This window comes from Nocardiopsis alba DSM 43377, from assembly GCF_000341225.1.
GTDB classification, from domain to species: Bacteria; Actinomycetota; Actinomycetes; order Streptosporangiales; family Streptosporangiaceae; genus Nocardiopsis; species Nocardiopsis alba.
Window position 1 is genome coordinate 15,539 of sequence record NZ_ANAC01000018.1, and the last position, 19,794, is coordinate 35,332.

A 19,794-nucleotide genomic window follows, 5' to 3' on the forward strand; every position below is an offset into this window, starting at 1 on the left:
ATTCAAGGATTTCAAGGGACGGTCCGTGCGGCAAGTATCCCCGTTCTGATTGCGGAATCCCAGTTCAGGCGGGACGCTTGGGGTCCAGGTGACGCGCCCTGCCGCACAGGGTCGCGTTCCCACCGCATCGGGGTCAGGGGAGGAGAACGCGGTGTCGCTGTTCGGCCCGGCGGGGACACGGGGCGAGGTGGCCGACAACGGATCCCCCGAACCCGCCCGCGAGGGCCTCTACGTCCGGTTGCTCGGGCGGTTCGGTCTGCATGTCGACGGTGCCCCTCTGAGCCTGCGCGGAGAACGTCGTCGAGCGCTGCTCGCGACCCTGCTGCTCAACGCGGGCAGGACCGTCTCCACGGCCTCTCTCATCGCCCGTGTCTGGCACGAACCGGGGCCCGCCGCCAGGGGAGCGCTCCAGGTGCACGTCGCCCGGGTACGGGCCCTGCTCGCCCAGACCCTGGGACACCCCCTGATCCACAGCTCCGACGGCGGCTATCGGATCGAGCTCGACGACCATCGCAGTGACCTGCTGACGTTGAGGTCCCTGGTGCGGGAGGCCGATCTCGCGGCGGACCGGGGGGACACCGACGCCCACGCCGACCTGCTCGGCGAGGCCCTGTCACTGTGGCGCGGCCCTGTGCTGGCCGACATCGACTCGCCCCTGCTGAGGGAACACGACGTGCCGCCGCTCCACGAGGAGCTGCTGCGCGTGGCGGAGACCGGCTTCGGCGCGGCACTGGCACGTGGTGAGCACGAGAGGGTCGCCACCCGTATCGCCTCCATCACCGCCGACCACCCCCAGCGTGAACCCCTCGTCCGGGTCCAGATGATCGCCCTCTACCGCTGCGGGCGTCGGAGCGAGGCCCTGCGCGTCTACTCGCGCACCCGTGCGGCTCTGGCCCAGGCGCTCGGCGTCGATCCGGGGCGGGAACTCCAGGACACCTTCCACGGCGTCCTGAGGGGGGACCTGGACGATCGGCCCGAGCACGGGCCCCTTCCCGCCGGGGCTCTGCGGGGTGGGGACGGCGTCCCACGATCAGTGGTGCCCCGCCAGCGCTCCCACCGCGACGTCCACGCCCGTACCGTCCGAGGAGGGGGCAGGGGGAGGCGGGGTCTCGTGCCCGCGGAACTCCCGGCCGCCCCTCGCGGCCTCATCGGACGCGCCGACGCCCTGGCCGAGCTCGATCGTCTCGTCGACCCCTGTTCGACCACCCCCGGGAGCGTCCTGGTCCGCGGCCCGGCGGGGGCGGGAGGCAGCGCTCTCGCGCTCTACTGGGCGTATTCGGTGACCTCTCACTTTCCCGACGGCCAGCTCTACGTCAACCTGCGCGACGCGGACGGCGAGCCACGAGAACCGGGGGAGGTGGTGCGACGCCTGGTCCGCTCGCTGTCGGTGGGGGCGGTGGGCACCGGTCCCTCGGACATCGGGGCCGACGAGCCGGAGGAGGCGGCGGCCCGTCTGCGTTCCCTGCTGGCCGGGCGGCGGGTGCTCGTGGTCCTGGACAACGCCGCGACCGCCCGCCAGGTGCGGCCACTCCTGCCGGGCGGGCCCGGCAGCGCGGCGGTGGTGACCAGCCGCAACTGGCTCACGGACCTGCTGGTCAGGGACGGGCTCCGAGCGCTCCCCGTGGGAGCTCTGGAGACGGAGGACGCCGTGGCGTTGCTGCGCTCGCTCCTGGGAACGGACCGGCACCGAGGGGAGACGCTGCGTCGGGTCGCGGAGCTGGCCGGACGGCTGCCGCTGTCGCTGAGGATGGCCGTGGCCTGGTTGGACGCCCACCCGGAGCGGGACGCCGAGGAACTGGTGCGATTGGTGGAACGGGTGGACCCGGCGCGCGGGGTCTCTCCCACGGCCAGGATGGCCGCGGTCCTGCGCGCCGGGCCCCTGGGCTCGGGCACGGCCGCGGGGAAGTACCGGTCGGGCGCCGAGCACCCGACCTGAGTGTGCGGCACGGGCCTTACGTTCGGTTTTCAGTCGCGGCGCGTCGGGTGCGGGGAAGGACCGAAGGTCATCCGAAAGGCGGGCCCGGGTATGTGTTCCGTCAACGAACGGTTGTGAGATCGACCGGATCTTCGGTGAGGGGTGCTCAGTGGTCCCATGAGTCGCTAGTGTCAACCCCATGACGCAGAACAACGATCCCAGCATGGACCCGGCGGGTACCACACAGCACTTCCGCCGTTTCGTCGACGAGAACCCCGAGCCCGAGGAGGCCCCGCGCCGCCCCATCCTGCCGTTGGTGCTGGCGGGTGTGGGTGTGCTTCTGGCCATCGCGATCATCGTCGCCCTGGTCCTGGCGTTCTCCTGACGGACGCCACCCCGTGACGGGGCCGACCCAGGCCGGCCCCGCGAACGGTTCGCGACCACTCCGCGGCCCTGCTAGAGTTAACTCCGTTGCCGCAGAGAGCCGGAAGGCCTCGGCGGGGAACAGGCGTCATTAGCTCAGTTGGTCAGAGCAGCTGACTCTTAATCAGCGGGTCCGGGGTTCGAGTCCCTGATGACGCACCGGAGCCGAAGGGCCCGGACGACGGAAGTACCGTCGTCCGGGCCCTTCGTCGTCCCACGGGTTCGGGCGTGTGACGTGGTCGAACATCTCGCGTGGTCTGGAGCACAACATCGGAGGAAGGGGGTCGAACGGCGCGAGCCGCTCGGAAGTTCCTGTAGAGTTGAGTTCGTTGCCGCGGAGAGCCGGAAGGTCTCGGCGGGAAGCGGGCGCCATTAGCTCAGTTGGTCAGAGCAGCTGACTCTTAATCAGCGGGTCCGGGGTTCGAGTCCCTGATGGCGCACCACATGATCCCGGTCGGAGGGCGAAGCCCACCGGCCGGGATTCTTCGTGTTCAGGGGTCTGTCGGGAGACTGTCGGGGGGCCGTCGGTCGGTTCTGTCCTTACCCTCCTCTAAAGTTCTTTTCGGTTCTTCGCACATGTCCTGATCGTTACGCCACATGGGGTTTCGTCCCGTGGCCCCTCCGTGACCAGGCTGAATCGGATTGACAGTCAGGGCTTGTGTGGTGAATTGTCTTCCTGCCATCCCCCTCTCACATCCCTTGACCCGACCGGAGCCATCAATGCCCGCTCTCTCCCCTGCCCTCCGTAACATCTCCCTCACCGTGGGTGCCGTCGCGGCCGCCTTCGCCCTGTCCTCCTGCGGGATCGCGCAGTCCATCATTCAAGAGGCGGCCGGTGGCGCCGACGGCGGTTCCGGTGGCACCACCGGGACCGACTCCGGCGCCGGCAGCGTCGGCTCCAACGAGAACAACGTGATGGAGCTCACCGTCGGTGACTGCTTCAACGAGTCCGAGATGAACTCGGCCCTCATGGGCTCCGAGGTCCAGGGCGTCCCCGTGGTCGACTGCTCGGAGCCGCACGACTCCGAGTTCTTCTACAGCGAGATCCTCCCGGAGGGCGACTTCCCCGGCACGGAGTCGGTCAACGCCTCCGCCGAGGAGGCCTGCTACGGCCAGCCCTTCATGGACTTCGTCGGCGTCGACTACGCGGTCTCCGAGATCTACGCCTCGTACCTGACCCCGATCGAGGCGGGCTGGGAGGCCGGTGACCGCGAGATCCTCTGCTACGTCATGCTCCCGGACGAGACCACGACCGGCACCCTCGAAGGCGCCGGCCGCTAGCTCGTATCCCGGACACGGAGAGAATTCGTGTTCGGGCGGAACCGTTCTCGCTTCGGACGCGTCTGCTCCTGATGTACCGGTCGTCGAGCCTCGACCGGTCCCGTTACGAGCGAACCGATGGAGTGAGCATGCCGTCCGCGACACGTCGTCCCCAGCGCGATCACCTCGCCTCGGGCGCGGCGGTGGGCACGGCGCTCACCCTCTCGGAACGCGGACTTCCGTCGCCCCCTCCCTTCTCCCACGATGACGCGGAGCCCGTCCCTGCCCCGGAGACCGCCATCGTCGAGACGGAGGAGCCGGAGACCTTCGAGAACGAGAAGCCGTTCGCCATCGAGACGCCCCTGACCCTCGGCGAAGAGGACCAGGACGCCCTGACCCTCGAGGCGGACGTCGACCACACGGTGGCCCGTGCCGATTCGGCGCGGGCCACCGCTCCGTTCCCCGGAGCCCGGATGGTCGGAACTCAGCCGATCGGTGCCGTCGGTACGGGCCCGGCCTGCGGGAGCGGTCGGCCCGGCTCCCAGAGGGGTGCGATCGGCGCCTCGTCCGGAACGTCGGTGACCGACGTGGGTCGAGGTCGACCCGGGCAGGTCGTATCGTCGGGCAGATCCCCGTCGATCAGGTAGGAGTCCACCTTCTCCCGCACGCACGGGTACGGGTCCTGAGCGCCGACCCCGGGCAGATAGAAGCCGTGGGCCCCGTCATCGGTGACGGTGATCAGCGGGCCGTCGAGCCGTTCGGCCAGGCTCACCGACCCGGCGAGCGGGGTCTGCGGGTCGAACTCGCCACCGATGATCACCCCCGGCTCGTAACCGTCCCGGGTCACCTCGACCGGAGCCTCGGTCGGCCGATACTCGGTGAAGGTACAGCTCTGGACCGCGGCGAAGAAGGCTCCGACCCCGAACGGGTAGAGCTCCCGGTGCTCACGGACGTCCTGCCGGTAGGTGGAGATCCGTCGCGGCCACTCCGCCTCGCACACCAGCGCGGAGAAGAGGTCCATGTTGGAGGCGTACAGAGTCGGGTCGATGTCGGGGAGCTCCCTCTGGAGCGGGGGAGGCGGCACCTCCTTCTCTTCGAGGGCGAGCGCGGCCAGGAAGGGAGCGGTCTCGGCCCAGGACTCCTGGTAACGGGCGTACTCGCCGGCCGAGGCGTCGAAGAACGCCCCGTCGTAGGCCTCGCCGCCCATCCCCGGAACGTCGGTACGGGGTTCCTCGGTGAGTCGGGCCGAGGTCGTGTGGAAGGTGTCCATGACTTCCGTCGTGGTGGAGCCGAGCCCGTACTCGTCGTTCTGCTCGGCGATCCACTCCGCGTATCGTTCGACCCCCTCGGTGTAGCCGGGGGCCTGGTTCATGAAGGTCGCGCGCCAGATCTCGTCCGGGTCGATCGCGCTGTCCAGGACGCTGCGGTCCAGGCGTTCGGGGAACAGACTTCCGTACACCGCGCCCAGGTAGGTGCCGTAGGAGTAGCCGAGGTAGTTGAGCCTCTCCTCGCCCAGGACGGCGCGGACCACGTCCATGTCACGTGCGGTGTTGGCGGTGGTCATGTGCCGGCGGAGTTCGCCTTGGGCGGCGTCGCAGGCCCGGCTGTAGCGGATCGTCTCGCGAGTGTACGCGGAGATCTCGGCGTCCGTGGGTCGCGGGCCCATCATGGGGAAATCGACACCGCAGTCGAGCGGGGTGGAGGCGCCGACGCCGCGCGGGTCCATGCCGATGATGTCGTAGACCTCGTTGAGCTCCGTTCCGGCGTAGCCGGTGGCGGAGAGTCGGGCCGGGCCGCCGGGGCCGCCGAAGTTGAGGAACAGGGCCCCGCGCGCGGCCTCGGGGTCGGTGGCGGGGATACGTAGGACGCCCAGTTCGATGCGTTCTCCGTCGAGGTCGGAGTAGTCGAGGGGGACCTCGACGCGCGCGCACTCCAGGGAGGAGAGGATCTCCTCCTCACAAGGGGTCCAGTCGATCTCCTGCTCGTGGAAGAGGACGGGCTCGGGGAGAGGGGTGTCGGCCGTCGCCGGTGAGGCCGCGATCAGGGTCAGGGCCAGCCCGGAGGCCAGGACCGCGGCGGTTCCGCGTACGGCCGGGTGTTTCGGGGGCACGGGGGGTCTCCTCCGTCTTCTGGGGTGCCGCGGAGGAGGGCGGGGGCTCCCCGGCGGTGTGGTCGTGCGGCAACCGTACGAATCGGACCCTGTCTTCGAACACTCACAAATGTCATCACTCGGTCCAATGGCCGAATGAGGACGTTTCTCCTGTTGCCTTATGGGCTGTTTGTCATCTTTTGTTCTTTTTGTGATGCCGATCATGTCGCACGAAAGACGCCTTTTGGTCACGAGGGTGGTGTGAGCCACATGAGGGGCGTTACCGTGATCATCTATTAGGAAAGTTTCCTAATAGATGAAAGAGGTCCCTTCACCTCAGCTGTCCCCCCATGCCCGAAGGAGCCCCGTGGCCACCGAACTCGCGGCCGCCCCACCACCGGAGACCGGTGATTCGGGGCCCTCCGCCCCCCGGAAGTCCAGACCCCTCCTCGCACGGATCTGGCGCAACTACGTGTTCGTCAAGGTCCGCAAGGCCGCCGTCGTGGTCTTCGTCGTGGCCAACGTGACGTTCTTCCTGGGACGCGCGATGCCGGGCGACCCGATCGACGTCATGGCGGGCCGCCTCACCCAGGGCGGCATGTCGATGAACGAGGCACGCGCCATCGCGATGCACTCGCTCGCCTACGACCCCGACGCCCCCCTCTACGAGCAGTGGTGGGAGTTCATCACCGGGATCCTCACCTTCGACCTCGGCGGCACCATCAACCGGCCCGGATTCAGCGTCACCGACGCCATCGGCGCCTATCTCCCCTGGACGCTCTTCAGCATCGGCGTCGGCACGCTCATCGCCATCTCCCTGGGCCTGGCCCTGGGCATGGTCATGGCCTACAAGCGCAACAAGGTCGTCGACCACGTCCTCAGTGTCGTCGCCTCGGTCCTGGGCGCCATCCCCAACTACCTCATCGCCATGGTGCTCGTCGTCGGTGGAGGCATGTACCTGGGGTGGTTCAACCCGATCGAACTACGGGGCACGCTCAGCCCCGGGGTCCAGCCGGAGTTCTCGTTCGTCTTCATCGGAGACGCGTTCTTCCACGCGGCCCTGCCGATCATCACCTACGTGCTCGCCATCATCGGCACCTGGATGCTCATCATGAAGGCCTCCACCACCGAGGTGCTCGGCGAGGACTACGTGACGGTCGCCCGCGCCCGCGGTCTGCGCGACGCGCGCATCGCCACCGCCTACGTCGGACGCAACGCCGTCCTGCCCCTGGTGGCCCAGATCGCCATCTCCTTCGGCACCCTCGTCGGCGGCGCGATCTTCGTGGAACAGGTCCTGGTCTACAAGGGGGTCGGCGGACTCCTGCTGGACGCGGTCAACTACCGCGACTACCCGCTGCTCCAAGGCCTGCTCATCATCATCACCTCGTGCGTGGTGATCGCCAACCTCGTCTCCGACCTGCTCTACAGCAGGCTCGATCCGCGCATCCAGAACTGAGGGGGACGACGACACCATGGCCGTCACCACCACGGCGCCCGCCACCGGGGTCTGGGGCACCATCTGGCAGGGCATCACCCGGAGCACCAGCGGTTTCATCGGACTCTGCCTGGTCATCGGCGTTCTGCTCTTCGCCTTCGTCGGGCCCCTGCTGATCGACCACCACAACCCCACGGACGTCTCCAGGATCTGGGGGCCGATGAGCGCCGAGCACTGGCTCGGTACCAACCACGAGGGCAAGGACACCTTCACCCAGCTCGTCCTGGGCGGGCGCGAACCCATCCTCGTCGGTTTCATGGCCGCCCTCATCACGGTCGCCATCGCCGTCGTCCTCGGCGCGGTCGCCGGGTACGTCCGAGGCCGGATCGACCACCTGCTGCTCCAGCTCACCGACATCACGATGACCATTCCGTTCATCGTCCTGATGCTGGTCATCGCGTCCTTCTACCGCACCTCCTCTCCGATGGTGGTCTCCTTCATCATCGGTCTGGTCACCTGGCCCTTCCTGATGCGATCGATCCGGGCGCAGGTGCTCACCCTCAAGGAACGCGAGTTCATCGAGGCCGCCCGCCTCCAGGACCTGGGCACCGCCCGGATCATCTTCGTCGAGGTGCTGCCCAACATGCTGGGCTACATCTTCATCAACTTCATCATCGCCATCACCAACGCGATCTACGCCGTGGTCGGCATGTACCTGCTGGGCCTGTTGCCCAGCACCGCCGACAACTGGGGCCTGATGATCCAGCAGGCCTGGGACAACAACGCCTTCCTCCTGCCCCAGGCGGCGCCCTTCCTGATCGCCCCGATGGTCATGATCATGCTCTTCCAGATCGGGCTCGTCACCATGACCCGATCCCTGGAACAGGCCCTCAACCCCCGACTCCGGGACAGGTGAGCCCAGTGAACGACCTCCCCACCGCCCCGGACCCCTCCGAGGGCGCCCTGCTGTCGGTCCGCGGGGTCGACGTCGGTTACCGCACCGGACGTCGGAGCCACGTCACCGCGGTGCACGACGTCTCCTTCGACCTCCATCCGGGACAGTCGATGGCCCTGGTCGGAGAGTCCGGCTGTGGGAAGACCACCCTCGGACTCGGCCTGCTCCGTCTGCTCCCGCGCGCCGGTGTGGTCCCCAAGGGAGAGATCCTCTTCCGACGCAAGGACGGCACCCGAGTCGACGTGCGCACCCTGGAGAAGGAACGCCTGCGCCGCTTCCGCTGGAACGAGGCGGCCATGGTCTTCCAAGGCGCCATGAACGCCTTCAACCCGGTGCTGCGGATCGAGGACCACTTCGTCGACACCTTCCGCGCCCACGAAGGGGGGAGACGACGGCCTCGCAAGGAGATCGTGGAACGCTCCGCCGAGCTCCTGGAGATGGTCCGCCTCGACCCCTCCCGGGTCCTGCGCAGCTTCCCCCACGAGCTCTCCGGCGGTATGCGTCAACGCAGCCTCATCGCCCTGGCCCTGGCGCTCGAACCGCAGCTGATCATCCTGGACGAGCCCACCACCGCCCTGGACCTGCTCACCCAGCGCTCCATCGTCGAACGCCTCGCGGAGCTGCGCGAGGAGCTGCGCTTCTCGATGATCTTCATCACCCACGACCTGGGACTGGCCGCGGAGCTCGCCGACCGCGTCGGCACGATGTACGCGGGACGCCTCATCGAGACCGGCACCACCGGCGACATCTTCTACCGCTCCCGCCACCCCTACACCACGGCGCTCATCAACTCGGTCCCTCCGGTCGTGGGCGACCTCCACGTCCCCGAGTCGCTCCCCGGCGGGCCGCCCAGCCTGACCTCGCTTCCGCCCGGCTGCTCCTTCGCGCCGCGTTGTTCCCTCGCCATCGCCGACTGCACCACCGGTCGCCCCTCCCTGGACGTGCTCACCCCCCGGGGCGAGGGGCTGAGCCACGCCGCCGCCTGCCTGCGCGCCACCGACGCCGAACTCCACGCCGAGGGGGTCTCCCGTGATTGACCGCACCTTCGACTCCACGACCTCCCGGGCTCCGATCGACGGCCCTCCCGGCGCGGACCCGTCCGCGCGAGGGGCGGTCGAAGACCGGATCCGGGCCGAACCCCCGGTACTCGCGCTCAAGGGGGCTCGGCAGATCTTCAAGACGCCCCGGGGGGAGGTCCCGGCGGTGGCCGGGGTCGACCTCGAAGTGCGCCCCGGAGAGGTCCTGTGTCTCGTGGGCGAGTCCGGCTGCGGCAAGACCACCACGGCGCGCATGGCGGCCGCGCTCTCCGAGCCCACGTCGGGCTCGGTCCTGTACCGGGGCAAGGACGTGTCCGAGATGGACCGGAAGGAGCGGGCGGCCTTCCGCCGCTCCGTCCAGTACATCCACCAGGATCCCTACGCCTCCCTCAACCCGGTCCGCACCGTCTACTCCACGGTCTCCGCGGGCCTGCGCCGCCACAAGCTGGTCAAGGACGCCAAGGAGGCCCGACGCGCCACCATCGAGCTGCTCGAACGCGTCGACCTCACCCCGGCCGAGGACTACCTGGACAAGTACCCCCACCAGATGTCCGGCGGTCAGCGTCAGCGCGTCGCCGTGGCCCGGGCCCTGGCGATGAACCCCGAGGTGATCATCGCCGACGAGTCCACGTCCATGCTGGACGTGTCCATCCGGGTCAGCCTCCTCAACACCCTGGGCAGGCTCCGCGACGAACTCGGTGTCGGCTTCCTGTTCATCACCCACGACCTCGCCGTGGCGAAGTACTTCGCCTGGCGCGGCGAGATCGCCGTCATGTACCTCGGCAAGGTCGTGGAACAGGGCGCCACCCCCAAGGTGGTCAACGATCCTCGACACCCCTACACCAAGGCGTTGATCTCCGCGGTCTGCGAACCCGACCCGGACCTGGCGCGGAACAAGGAACGGGTGCGGCTGCGCAGCGCCGACATCCCCGACCTCACCGACCTGCCTCCGGGTTGCGACTTCCATCCGCGTTGTCCGATCTACGTGGAGGGCGACTGCGACGCCGTACGGCCGCCGCTGGAGCGCGCCCACGATCGGTCGCTCGCCTGCCACGTCGTCACGAGGGAGTGAGGGCGGTGTTGCTCCTCATCGGCCGTTTCGGCCTGTTCGTCGGGCTCTTCCTCGTCCTCGCCTGCACCCTCATGGCCGTGTTCACATCCCCCGGCACAGCCGAGTTCGTCATCAGCGTCGTCACGATCGGGATCGGCCTGGTCGTCCTCGCCCTCGGTCTGCTCGCCCTCCTTCTGGAAAGGAAGCGTCAAGAATGACCTCCTACCCCCCGCGCAACGCGATCCTTCAAGACCTGAGCAGGCGCCGCCTTCTCAAGGCCGTCGGCCTCGGCGCGGCCGGAGCGGCGGGCGCAGGGGCCCTCTCCGCCTGTTCCGCGGGCGGCGGTTCCACCTCCGGCGCCACACAGTTCACCGGGGTCTTCGACTTCGACCTCGACTCCATGACGCGCAACGTCCACCGGGAGGACGGGGCGCTCCTGCTCAACTCCGTGTACAAGGACCTCTTCCTGTGCCCGGGCGGAGTCTTCAACTGGAGCACCCACGAGTGGGACTATCTCCTGCTCGAAGGGCACGAGTGGGACGGCGACGACCTCATCGTCTCCCTGCGTTCCGGGCTGAAGTGGAGCGACGGCAGCGACCTGAACGCGGACGACATGATCCGCAGCTACGCGATGCGCGTCCTGGAGGCCCCGCCGTGGGGCTTCGGCTTCCCCCAGGTCCAGGACCTGGAGAAGCTCGACGACCAGAGCGTGCGCGTGGGTTTCGAGAACCCCTTCCCCAACATCGAACGCAGCATCATCAAGCACCGTGTCGTCTCCAAGGTCACGTACGAGAACTTCGGCGAACGAGCCTTGGAGATGGTCAACGACGGTGTCCGTCAGGGCGACGACGAGCACGCCGAATGGAACTCCGAGTTCATCGAGTTCGACCCGGACGAGATCGTCTGTAGTGGCCCGTACATGTTCGACGAGGCGCAGATGTCGGATGCACGCATCACCCTGGTGCGCAATGAGAACGGCTACCAGGGGACCGAGGTCGAGTTCGACGAGGTCGTCATCCACAAGGGCGACAACCGCCAGTCGGCGCTCCTGGTGCAGCAGGGAGAGGTCGACTACTCCAGTCTCGCCCCCTCCGCGGCCGACCAGCAGGCCTTCCAGAGCGTGGAGGGTTTCCGCTGGATCGAGCACGCCGGTTACGACGGTGTCGGTCTGATGTTCAACCACAAGGCCAAGCCCGAGGTCCAGGACGTACGCGTGCGCAAGGCGCTCGCCTACATCCTCGACGGCGAGCAGATCGGTCAGGTCGCCCGAGGCGAGGCCTACAGCCGGGTCGAGTACTACGCCGGTCTCGCGGACATCCAGGCCGAGGAGATCTTCACCTCGGAGGAGCTCGCGGACTTCGAGAACTTCGACCAGGACCATGACAAGGCCACGGAGCTGTTGGAGGAGGCCGGCTGGACCAAGGAGGACGGCAGGTGGTACCTCCCGGACGGTGAGGAGGCGAGTTTCGAGGTCATCGGTGTCGCGGGTTGGGGCGACTTCGAACTGACCGCCACCCAGGTCGAGGAGGCGTGGAACGACTTCGGGATCAAGACCGAGGCCCGTAACGTGCCGGAGGACAACCCGTGGGGCATCTGGGGCGCGGGTGACTTCGAGGTCGCCGTCCGCCACTGGGGCAACCCCGAGCAGCCCGATTACTGGGGCGCCTTCCAGATGAACTTCCTGACGGAGAACGCGGGCACGGAGGACTCCCCGGGGCAGGGCTTCGACCTTCAGGTGGAGAGCCCGAGTCAGGGGGAGGTCGACCTCGCCGAGCTGGTGGACACCGCTCAGCGGGCCGAGAGCGACGAGGAGCAGATGGAGGCCCTGAAGGCGCTGTCCATCGTCTTCAACGAGCTGCTGCCCCGCATCCCGATCTGGACGTACAAGTACCTTTCGCCCGCGATCGAGGGCAAGCGGGTCGAGGAGTTCCCGGTGGACACCCCGACCTCGCAGAACGAGCAGTACCAGGACAACCACATCATCCTGGCGCTGATCCAGGGCGAGCTGAAGCCGGTCCGGGACTGACCGTGGACGGACGGCCCGGTCGGGGCCGGACGTCGGGGCGACCGTCGAGGCGGTCGCCCCTTCGTCGTGTTCGGGACGCATAACGTCGATTACGGTCCATAAGAATTTTGTTCTGTCGGAGACCGTTTATGCGCGTATGAGATGAATGTAGGTAGTCTCGTGTTCGTTGAGAGTGTGCATTGGCACGCGCATTTTCCCTTGCTCCATTTCGTCCCCTCGCCCCCGCCTCATCCCCCCGACCTTCGAAAGGAACCGGTGCACCATGCCCAAGGACCTGTACGAACTCGGAGAGGTGCCGCCCCTGGGCCACGTGCCCGCGCGAATGCACGCCTTCACCATTCGGCGTGAGCGCTACGGCGAGCCGCGCGACGCCTTCGCCCACGAGATCGTCCCCGTACCCGAGCTGCGGCCCGGGCACGTGCTCATCTGGACGATGTCGGCCGGGATCAACTACAACAACATCTGGGCGGCCAAGGGGCACCCCGCCGACGTCATCGCCGCGCGGGAGAAGGCCGGAGAGACGGAGGACTACCACGTCGGCGGTTCCGACGGGGCCGGGGTGGTCTGGGCCGTCGGCGAGGGGGTCAGCGGGGTCGAGGTCGGCGACCACGTCATCATCGCCCCCGGGCAGTGGGACGAGACCGCGGACGACATCCGCATGGGCGGCGATCCCATCGCCTCCAAGACCATGCGGGTGTGGGGGTACGAGAACAACCACGGGTCCTTCGGGCAGTTCACCCTCGCCCGCGACGTCCAGCTCCATCGCAAGCCCGCCGACCTTCCCTGGGACGTCGCCGGAGGCTTCCTGGTCAGCGCCGCCACCTCCTACCGTCAGCTCTTCGGCTGGGAGCCCAACGTGGTCCGTCCCGGGGACCCCGTCCTGATCTGGGGCGGCGCGGGTGGTCTGGGCACCTCGGCGATCCAGTTGGCGAGCATGGTCGGAGGCAAGCCGGTCGCCGTGGTCTCCACGGAGGAGAAGGCGAAGGTGTGCCGTGAGCTCGGAGCCGTGGGCACCATCCTGCGCACCGAGTTCGACCACTGGGGCCGTGTCCCCGACGAGGGCGACATCCAGGCCTACTCCGAGTGGATGCGCGGTGTGCGCTCCTTCGGGAAGAGGTTCTGGGCCGAGCTCGGGGAGCGGCGCGCCCCCCGCATCGTGTTCGAGCACACCGGTGCCGACACCCTGCCCACCTCCCTGTACCTGTGCGACAACTCCGGCATGGTGGTGATCTGCGGGGCCACCTCGGGCTTCCAGGCCGACGTCGACCTCCGATTCCTCTGGATGCGCCTCAAGCGGCTCCAGGGCTCCCACTTCGCCTCGCCGGCCCAGTGCCGCATGGTCATCGATCTGGTCGAGAACGGGCGCCTCGACCCCTGTGTGACCCGCGTCGTGGGCTTCCACGAGATCGGTGAGGCCCACCAGCTCCTGCGGGACAACAGGCAGCCTCCCGGCAACATGGCCGCTCTCGTCAACGCCGCACCGGGCCAGACCGGCCTGTAGCGGATCGAGGGGGCGGGGCCGTCCTCGGGGGTGGAGGAAGACCCGGACGCGGGCCCGTCCGGGCCTCTCGCGGACCCGGTTCCTTGAGAGGATCGGGGTTTCGTCTCATCTTTCGAGATGAGGCGGAAAGGATTTTCGAGGTGGGGGAGAGGGGTCTCCGGGAGGCCTTCGAGGAAGTGCCCAGGTAGGCGGGGTGCGGAGGTTCCTTGGGGGAGTTGGGAAAGAAGGGAAGGTGTTGGTGGTCACAAGGTGATGACTCTTGGCGAGAACCGGACAAAATAGTGCAAATCGGACAAAAGGCTTCTGTTCGGGATGCTGATCCCACGCTGTTCGCGCACGTCACAAGGGTCTCGGGGGGTGCTTTTTCAGTGCTTCTTTGATTCTTCTGTCAAGGCGGGCGACCTTTGTTAGTCTGGCGAACCGAACGACGGTTCCCGGTGGAAGAGCAGGAATTGGGCGGAGTGCGTACTCTTGTCCTTCGGATCAGGGGTCCGGTCGCCGCTCGCGGCGACGGACGCCGAGGCCCCACCGAAACCGTCGAGGCGTTCCCCCGACGATCGGGACGCCTGGCCGCCAGGGACCGATCGTGGCCCCCGATGGCTTCCTCCCTGGTCAGGGCGGTGGTGCGGGGCCGCCGCCAATCCGCCCACCTGATTCGAGGAGACGAGATTGTGGCACAGGCGCAGTCACCGCATGAGCGCGATGACCTCCCCCTGGCCAAGATGATGTCGACGGAGGATGGGCGTGGAGCCAGGCGTGAAGGAAGGTTCCGCCGGGCCATCTCCCGGATGGTCAAGTCCCAGGAACCCCCGTCACCGGAGACCGAGCAAGGACATCCCGTGCATAAGCCCGTGCATCCGCACTCGCACAGCCCCGACCGGAAGTCGGACGGCGAGGAGACATCCGCGACGGAGCCCCCCCACCGGACCCTTCTCCGCGTCCGCCGAGAACGGTTACCGCCCCACATCCCGGGTGAGCGTACCGAATCCCTACACGACCAGGCGGGTCGAGGTCGACGATGTCGACACCGGCGCCAATCCGGTCGGTCAGTGGCGCGGTGTCGGCCTCGACGAGCCCGAACCACGCAGCAAGCCCACCCTCGCCACCACGGACACCATGACCGAGACGCCCTCCTCACCAGAGAGCACAGAGCGGCCCGAGGCCCCTGTGCCCCCCACGACCGAACAGCGGCCGACCCCCGGCCCGTCCGCGCCCCCGGTCGAACCCGCGCGGCTCCTCGCCGAGCCCGCGCAGCGAACGCAGCCCCAGCCCCACCACCAGCCCACGGAGGTCGCGATGCCCGAGGCCTCCGGCGCCCCTCGCCCCGAAGCGGACCGCCCGATCCCGCAGGGAGCCCCCGCGCCCTCGTCCTACGCGGGCCCGAGCGAGCCCGCGTACGACCCGCGCGGCCAAGAGCCGCCGGCGCACCACCCGCAGCAGCCGGCCCCTCAGGGCCCGCCGCCCGCCTACGACCCCTACGCCCAGCAGGGTCACCCCTTCCAGGGGCACGTGCCCCCGGGCTACGGGCACCAGGGCCAGGGCTACCCGGCCCGGCACGAGCCGGCCCCCTACCAGCCGCAGCGGCACGAGGGCCACGCCCCGCCCGCACACTACCCGTCGCCCTACCAGCAGAGGGTCGACTACCCGGTCGTGCCGCCCTATCCCGCGCCGCAGCCGGCCCCGTACCCGCACCCCCTGGTGGCCTACCAGAACGCCTACCCGGCCCCCTACCAGCCGCCCGGCTACGTCCTTCCGGGACAGCCGGTGGTCTACCCGGGTCAGTTCCACCCCTACGGCCAGCCCGTCCAGCACGTCATCGTGCTCAGCGCGGGCCAGCAGCCGCAGGTGATCACCGCGGAGTCGGCCGCCACCCTCTTCGCCGAGCGGAGCGAGACCACGGCCTCCGAGGAGGTCGCCCAGAACAAGGCCCTGACCGGGTCGGAGTCGGTGGAGGAGTCCACCGACGAGTCCCGCGCGAAGACGGAGGAGGAGACGCCCTCCCCGAGCGCGGCCGAGGACACCGACTCCTCGACCGAGGTGGCTTCGGAGAAGGACGAGATCGCCAAGGCCAAGGCCGAGGTGGCCGAGGCCGTCTCCGAGGTGCTGCGCGACTCCAAGGGAGAGCTGCTCAACGAGGCGCTGGCCGGACTGGCCATGCGCGACCTCTCCCTGGTGGACGCCCTGCTGGAGATGGTCGAGTCCCTGGAGACCGACGCCCAGGACCCGGACCTGCTCGACAAGCTGTTCCAGATCGACAACTTCGCGACCCGTATGCGACGTAACGGGGAGAACCTCCTGGTGCTGACCGGGCACGACGGTGGAGAGTCCGACGCGCACGACGAGATCGTGCCCCTGCTCGACGTCGCACGCGCCGCGACCTCGGAGATCAAGGACTATCCCAGGGTCAGTCTGGGCAAGCTTCCGCAGACCTCCATCACCGGTCTGGCCGCCGACGACATCAGCCACCTGCTCGCCGAGCTCCTGGACAACGCCACCGCGAACTCCCCGGAGCACTCCCAGGTGGTGATCAGCGCCCAGGAGATGGACGACGGTCGCCTGATGATCATCGTCGAGGACGAGGGCGTGGGTATCCCCGAGGCCCAGCTGGTCGAGCTCAACAGCCGTCTGGACGGCGAGCCGGTCCTGGACGACGAGGTGCCCAAGCACATGGGTCTGTACGTGGCCAGCCGGATCGCGCAGAAGCACGGTCTGGAGACCCGCCTGGAGTCCCGCTCCTTCCGCGGCGTCAGCGCCTACACGATCATCCCCAAGGATCTGCTCCGCGTGGCCACGACGAGACAGCCCGGCCAGGCCCGGACCTCCACGACCCCGGCGACCAACACCCCCGCGAGCCGTACCGTTCCGCAGCAGCCCTCCTACGGAGGCGGCGCGAACGGGACCACCGGCAACGGCGCCGGCGGCAACAGCGGCCCCAAGGCCTCTCCGGCGGCCTCGGGCGGGAACTCCTCGGTCACCTCCGCGGGACTGCCCCGTCGTAGTGCCACACCACACGGTTCCCCGCTGCGGATGATGCCGCACCCCGGGGCCCTCTCCGACAACCCGCCGCCCCCGCCGAAGGGCCGGGAGGACACCCCTCCCAGGCTCACCGGCGAGGCCCGAGCCGAACAGATCCGCGACGAACTCGGCGACTTCCTCGACGGAGAACGGGCGGCCCTCGAAGGCAAGGACCTCGAGGACGGCAAGGAATGACCTTCAGACCCAAGGCCCACACACGTGTGTGCGGGCCCATGATTCCCCCAGCGAACACACACTCGGCCGAGGCAGGTAGAGCGCAAGCATGACTGAACCCAACAACGACAGCGTCGAGAACTTCTCGTGGCTCATCGACCGCTTCGTCCGCGACGTGCGCGGTGTCGAGCATGCCGTGGTGGTCTCCTCCGACGGCCTGGTCCTCACCCACTCCAGCGACTTCCCCGAGGAGCACGCCGAGCAGCTCGCGGCGATCGCCAGCGGTCTGCACAGCCTCGCGGTGGGCGGGGCCGGACTGTTCCAGCGGGGCGAGTGCGAGCAGCTGCTGGTGCGTTTCAACCACGGCCATCTCTTCATCATGGCCATCAATGACGGTTCCTGCATGGCGGTGCTGACCGCACCCGGTACGGAGCTGAAGATCGTCGGTTTCCAGATGGCCAAGCTCGTGGACAACGTCGCCCATGTGCTCACGCCGCAGCTGCGCTCGCAGCTGCGTGAGGTCATCCAGAACTGACGACGGTGTTTTCCGTAACGGTTCGGCAGGAATGAGGTTGCCTCGGCTATGAGTTTCCGAAGGCGAAGGAGTAATCGTGTTCGCCCGTTCACCTTCACGGGTGGGCGTACACGGTCGCGGCATCCGCTGATGGTGCAGACCCTGGTCTCGACGTCCGAGCCCGGGCAGGACCCTCCTGGCACCCTCATGCCGGAGTCGATCAATATCTACAAACTGTGCCGGGAGACCCGGTCTCTCGCCGAGGTCTCGGCCGAGCTGAACATCCCGCTGGGTGTCACCCAGGTTCTGGTCAGTGACCTGGCCGAGCAGGACCTGGTGTACATCCACCCGACCATCACCGGCAGCAGTCCGTCCGAAAACCAGGTTCTGGAGAGGGCTCTTCGTGGTCTCGAACGACTTTTCCAGTGACAACAGGTCGAATCGCAAGAAGATGTCGAGCAAGATCGTCATCGCCGGTGGCTTCGGTGCCGGCAAGACGACCTTGGTCCGCTCGGTGTCGGAGATTCCGCCGGTCACGACTGAAGCGATAATGACCGAGGCCAGCGTCGGACACGACGACACCTCGGTCACCCCCGACAAGACGACGACCACCGTCGCGATGGACTTCGGTCGCATCACCATCGACGACGAGCTGGTCATGTACATGTTCGGTACGCCGGGCCAGGCACGGTTCTGGTTCATGTGGGACGACCTCGTGCGCGGCGCGGTGGGCGCCGTCGTCGTGGTCGACTGCCGCAGGCTCGCGGACTCCTTCGACGCCGTCGACTACTTCGAGACGCAGAAGCGGATCCCCTACATCGTCGCGCTCAACAAGTTCGAGGGACGTCTCGACTACACCTCCGAGCAGGTCCGTGAGGCCCTGGAGGTCAGCCCGGACGTGCCCATCATCGACTTCGACGCTCGGCACCGGATGTCCGGGGGCGACGTGCTCAAGACGCTGCTGAGGTACGCGCTGGAGCACAACCGGGCGAGCGAGCCCGTCGCCTGACGGGTGGGGGTCCGTCCTCCCACTGCCCCGTAGATTCCCAGGAAAGTTAGCGACATATGCGCAAGATCCTTATCGTCGGTGCCGGCCATGCCGGCCTGCACCTGGCCCACGGTCTCCTGACCCATGGCTACGACGTCACGGTGATCACGGGGCAGTCCTCACCGGAGATCAGGACCGGGAAGCCCTCCATCTCCCAGTTCACCCTGCCCACCGCCCTGGACTATGAGCGGAAGTTCGACCTCGACTTCTGGAGCGCCCTATCGCCCCAGATCCGCGAGCAGAAGCTGTTCATGTACGTCCAGGGGCAGGCCGTCGCCTCCCTCCAGGGCCGCTCGCATCCGGGCAACGGCTACAGCGTCTCGGTGGACCGTCGGGTGAAGATGGCCGACTGGCTGGAGTTCTTCGAGGACCGGGGCGGCAGGGTGGTGATCCACGGGGTCACGGTGACCGACCTCGACTACTTCTCCCGGATGTTCGACCTGATCATCGTCGCTGTCGGCCACGGGGAGCTTGGCCAGCTCTTCGACGATGACGACAGTCGGTTCAGCGGTACCAGGCCGCGCGCCCTCGCGCAGGCCTACATGTACGACGTCTGGCCCGACCCGGGGGAGAACGAGAACCTCGGCTGGTCCGCCGTGACCCAGGAGGCGGGGAACATCATCTTCATCCCCATCCTGAGTCAGGAGGGGCCCTGCCACAGTCTGCTCATGGTCGACCAGAAGGGCGGCCCGATGGACGCCTGGCCGGACCGGCCGGGCCCGGAGGAGCAGCTGCGTCGGATGAAGGATCTGACGCGCAAGTACGCCCCGGACTTCTTCGAGAGGATCCGGGACGCGGTGCTCATCGATGGGCGCAGCACCCTGGTGGAGGATCTGACCCCGCAGGTGCGCAACCCGGTGGGCAAGCTGCCCTCGGGCGGCCGTGTCCTGGGTATGGCGGACGTGGTCGTGACGATGGACCCCTTCGTGGGGCAGACCTGGAACAACTCCACGCGCTGTGCCCAGGCCTACCTGGACAGCATCATCGAACACGGAGAGCGGCCGTTCGATGAGGAATTCCTGGTCGGAGCCTTCGACCGATTCTGGAAATTCGGACAGGACAATCAGATGTGGGCGGAGTTCGCCTCCACGATGTGGGAGCAGGACCTTCCCGAGCACATCTCCAGCGTCATGAACGCGGCCTCGCAGTACCAGGAGATCGCCGACCGGTGGATCCAGGCCTGGGACCAGCCCTCCGACTACCAGACGTGGCTCTTCGACAAGGAGGCCTCCCAGCGTTATCTGGAGGAGGTCAAGGCCCGTAACGGAGGATGACCCCTCGTCGTGGACCTCGGGTCCGCGGCCCGGCCCGGTGCCCGTTCGGGCGCCGGGCCTTTTCGCGTGTGCCGGGT

General features: G+C 68.0%; 16 protein-coding genes and 2 tRNA genes. 17 read left to right on the forward strand and 1 reads right to left on the reverse strand.

What is annotated here, in order from left to right:
• The first annotated feature begins 151 nt into the window (after positions 1-151).
• The 5 genes from D451_RS0118885 (at position 152) to D451_RS0118905 (ending at position 3,619) form a co-directional block, all read left to right on the forward strand.
• Positions 152-1,936, forward strand: coding sequence for an AfsR/SARP family transcriptional regulator (locus tag D451_RS0118885; RefSeq protein ID WP_017535582.1), 1,785 nt, complete (start codon positions 152-154; stop codon positions 1,934-1,936).
• 178 nt (positions 1,937-2,114) lie between these two features.
• Positions 2,115-2,300 (forward strand): hypothetical protein, encoded by a 186-nt coding sequence (locus D451_RS0118890; RefSeq protein ID WP_026125184.1) that lies wholly within the window; start codon positions 2,115-2,117, stop codon positions 2,298-2,300.
• Between the two features lie 123 nt (positions 2,301-2,423).
• Positions 2,424-2,497: transfer RNA gene (locus D451_RS0118895), tRNA-Lys, on the forward strand.
• Positions 2,498-2,704: 207 nt separating this feature from the next.
• Positions 2,705-2,781: transfer RNA gene (locus D451_RS0118900), tRNA-Lys, on the forward strand.
• A 277-nt stretch (positions 2,782-3,058) separates the two neighbouring features.
• The gene (locus tag D451_RS0118905) at positions 3,059-3,619 is read left to right on the forward strand and encodes a septum formation family protein (protein ID WP_017535583.1); all 561 of its coding nucleotides are present in this window, start codon (positions 3,059-3,061) and stop codon (positions 3,617-3,619) included.
• Between the two features lie 463 nt (positions 3,620-4,082).
• Here the strand turns inward: D451_RS0118905 and D451_RS0118915 are convergent, their stop codons facing one another.
• A complete protein-coding gene (locus D451_RS0118915) occupies positions 4,083-5,708 on the reverse strand; it encodes an alpha/beta fold hydrolase (protein WP_017535584.1) in 1,626 nt (541 codons plus the stop codon).
• Between the two features lie 346 nt (positions 5,709-6,054).
• Between D451_RS0118915 and D451_RS0118920 the strand changes: the two genes are divergently transcribed.
• The 12 genes from D451_RS0118920 (at position 6,055) to D451_RS0118975 (ending at position 19,717) form a co-directional block, all read left to right on the forward strand.
• Complete coding sequence (locus tag D451_RS0118920; protein ID WP_017535585.1) at positions 6,055-7,143, forward strand: ABC transporter permease; 1,089 nt, start codon at positions 6,055-6,057, stop codon at positions 7,141-7,143.
• A gap of 16 nt (positions 7,144-7,159) precedes the next feature.
• Positions 7,160-8,038 carry an ABC transporter permease gene (locus tag D451_RS0118925; RefSeq protein ID WP_014908405.1) on the forward strand — a complete coding sequence of 293 codons (879 nt, stop codon included), beginning with the start codon at positions 7,160-7,162 and terminating at the stop codon, positions 8,036-8,038.
• A gap of 5 nt (positions 8,039-8,043) precedes the next feature.
• Positions 8,044-9,114 (forward strand): ABC transporter ATP-binding protein, encoded by a 1,071-nt coding sequence (locus D451_RS0118930; RefSeq protein WP_017535586.1) that lies wholly within the window; start codon positions 8,044-8,046, stop codon positions 9,112-9,114.
• Complete coding sequence (locus D451_RS0118935; RefSeq protein WP_014910133.1) at positions 9,107-10,186, forward strand: ABC transporter ATP-binding protein; 1,080 nt, start codon at positions 9,107-9,109, stop codon at positions 10,184-10,186. The genes D451_RS0118930 and D451_RS0118935 overlap by 8 nt, the downstream gene beginning before the upstream one ends.
• A gap of 5 nt (positions 10,187-10,191) precedes the next feature.
• On the forward strand, positions 10,192-10,383 hold the full coding sequence (locus D451_RS0118940; protein ID WP_017535587.1) for a hypothetical protein: 192 nt from the start codon (positions 10,192-10,194) through the stop codon (positions 10,381-10,383).
• A complete protein-coding gene (locus tag D451_RS0118945) occupies positions 10,380-12,191 on the forward strand; it encodes an ABC transporter substrate-binding protein (protein WP_014910890.1) in 1,812 nt (603 codons plus the stop codon). Before D451_RS0118940 ends, D451_RS0118945 begins: the two co-directional genes overlap by 4 nt.
• 262 nt (positions 12,192-12,453) lie before the next feature.
• A complete protein-coding gene (ccrA, locus tag D451_RS0118950) occupies positions 12,454-13,692 on the forward strand; it encodes a crotonyl-CoA carboxylase/reductase (RefSeq protein ID WP_017535588.1) in 1,239 nt (412 codons plus the stop codon).
• Positions 13,693-14,664: 972 nt separating this feature from the next.
• A complete protein-coding gene (locus tag D451_RS26640; RefSeq protein ID WP_241463350.1) occupies positions 14,665-16,902 on the forward strand; it encodes a sensor histidine kinase in 2,238 nt (745 codons plus the stop codon).
• Between the two features lie 88 nt (positions 16,903-16,990).
• Positions 16,991-17,416 (forward strand): roadblock/LC7 domain-containing protein, encoded by a 426-nt coding sequence (locus D451_RS0118960; protein WP_017535589.1) that lies wholly within the window; start codon positions 16,991-16,993, stop codon positions 17,414-17,416.
• Between the two features lie 48 nt (positions 17,417-17,464).
• On the forward strand, positions 17,465-17,824 hold the full coding sequence (locus tag D451_RS0118965) for a DUF742 domain-containing protein (protein WP_077689177.1): 360 nt from the start codon (positions 17,465-17,467) through the stop codon (positions 17,822-17,824).
• Between the two features lie 22 nt (positions 17,825-17,846).
• Positions 17,847-18,404 (forward strand): GTP-binding protein, encoded by a 558-nt coding sequence (locus D451_RS0118970; protein WP_014909992.1) that lies wholly within the window; start codon positions 17,847-17,849, stop codon positions 18,402-18,404.
• Positions 18,405-18,460: 56 nt separating this feature from the next.
• Entirely contained in the window at positions 18,461-19,717 is a 1,257-nt protein-coding gene (locus D451_RS0118975; protein WP_017535590.1) for a styrene monooxygenase/indole monooxygenase family protein, read from the forward strand.
• Positions 19,718-19,794 lie beyond the last annotated feature (77 nt).